This is a genomic window from Eggerthella sp. (genome assembly GCF_048329335.1).
In the GTDB taxonomy this organism is placed as follows: Bacteria; Actinomycetota; Coriobacteriia; order Coriobacteriales; family Eggerthellaceae; genus Eggerthella; species Eggerthella lenta.
On sequence record NZ_DBFEGU010000277.1, the window covers coordinates 1 to 1666 of the forward strand.

Below are 1666 nucleotides of genomic sequence, written 5' to 3' on the forward strand. Positions count from 1 at the left end.
ACGCTGTTCCTCGACGAGATCGGCGAGATGCCGGTTGACATGCAGGTGAGCCTGCTGCGCGTGCTGCAAGAGCAGAGCGTCACGAAGCTGGGATCGAATACCGCGAAGACGCTCGACGTGCGCGTGATCGCCGCGACGAACCAGAACATCGAGCGCCTGATCTCCGAGAAGAAGTTCCGCAGCGACCTGTACTACCGTTTGAGCCTCGTGGAGATCCGCCTGCCTCAGCTGCGGCGGCGCTCCGCCGACATCCCGCCGCTGGTGGATTATTTCAACGGGCAGCTTTCCTCGGTGCTCGAGGTGCCGTGCACGCCCTTCCCCGCCGAAACCATCGAGGCGCTGCAGGCTTACAGCTGGCCGGGCAACGTGCGCGAACTGCGCAACATCGTTGAGCGCTGCCTGATCATGCAGGGCCAGGGCGCCAACGTCGCCGCGGACTCGCTGCCGCCTCATATCGCGAACGCGGCGAACGCCATGCCGGACGGCCCGGGGGCACACGCCGCCGTGTCCGTGCAGCAGGATGCGGGGGCGATGCGGGAGGGCGTCGAGGACGATGCGGTGTCGGAGGAGCGCCATCTCGTGCAGGCGCTGCTCGCGCAGCACGAAGGCGACCTCGCGGCGGTGGGGCGGCAGCTCGGATTGACGCACGAGGAGCTCTCCGAGCTGCTCAACCGCCTTCACCTGCGCGTTCGCGTGGTGCTTGAAAGCATGGACGACGCGTTCTAGAGCGCTTGGGCAGGCTGGCACGCTTTTTGCTTTTCGAAGGTGCGGAACCGCATTCCCGAGAAGCAAAAGGAGTGATTCATGAACATCGTTGTGTGCTACAAGATCGTGCCCGACGAGCAGGACGCGGTCGTGCAGGCCGATCGCACGCTGTCGTTCGAGCGCGCTGCGCTCAAAATCGGCGATTACGACCTCAACGCCGTGGAAGCCGGCGCGCAGCTGGCGTCGGCTTCCGGCGCGTCGCTTGTCAGCCTGACCGCCGGGGGCGATCCGGTGGAGGACTCGAAGTTGAAGAAAGCCATCCTCGCGCGCGGGCCGCACGAGAACGTGGCGGTGAAAGACGCGTCGCTGCCCGAGGCCGGATCGGCGGTGACGGCGCGGGTGCTCGCAGCGGCCGTCAAGCAGCTGGACGACGTGAGCTTGGTGCTGTGCGGCGAGGGGTCGGCCGACCGCTATGCGCAGCAGGTAGGCGTGCAGCTGGGCGAGCTGCTGGGGCTTCCTACCGTCAACGCCGTCAGCTCCATCGAGCTCGACGACGGCGTCGCGCATGTCGAGCGCACGGTGGGCGCGGTGGTCGAGCGCCTCGACGTGCCGCTTCCGGCCGTGCTGTCGGTGGTCGCCGACATGAACACCCCGCGCATCCCCTCGATGAAGGACATCCTGGGCGCGGGCAAGAAGCCCTCGCGCGTTCTTTCCTTCGAAGATGTGGGCTTCGACGGCTTTGACGAGGCCATCGACGTGGTGAGCACGCTTGCGCCCGAGCAGCGCGATCGCGCGTGCGAGATCCTCGAAGGCGATGACGACGAGACGATCCAGGCGTTCGCGGCACGCGTGCGCGAGCGGCTGTAAGGAGGCATCCATGAGCGATAAGACGATTGCGGTGTTCGCCGACACGGCGGAAGCGTACGAGGAGCTGTGCAGCGGGGCGCGGGCGCTGGGAGGG

The 1666-nt window shown here is 66.9% G+C and carries 2 protein-coding genes; both read left to right on the plus strand.

Annotation, left to right across the window (positions count from 1 at the left end):
• On the plus strand, nt 1–726 hold a 726-nt coding region (locus ACMO6A_RS08825), incomplete at its 5' end, for a sigma 54-interacting transcriptional regulator (protein WP_418471120.1).
• 78 nt (nt 727–804) lie between these two features.
• Nucleotides 805–1572, plus strand: a complete 768-nt coding sequence (gene fixA, locus ACMO6A_RS08830) for a putative electron transfer flavoprotein FixA (protein WP_009305235.1) — start codon at nt 805–807, stop codon at nt 1570–1572.
• The last annotated feature ends 94 nt before the right edge of the window (nt 1573–1666 follow it).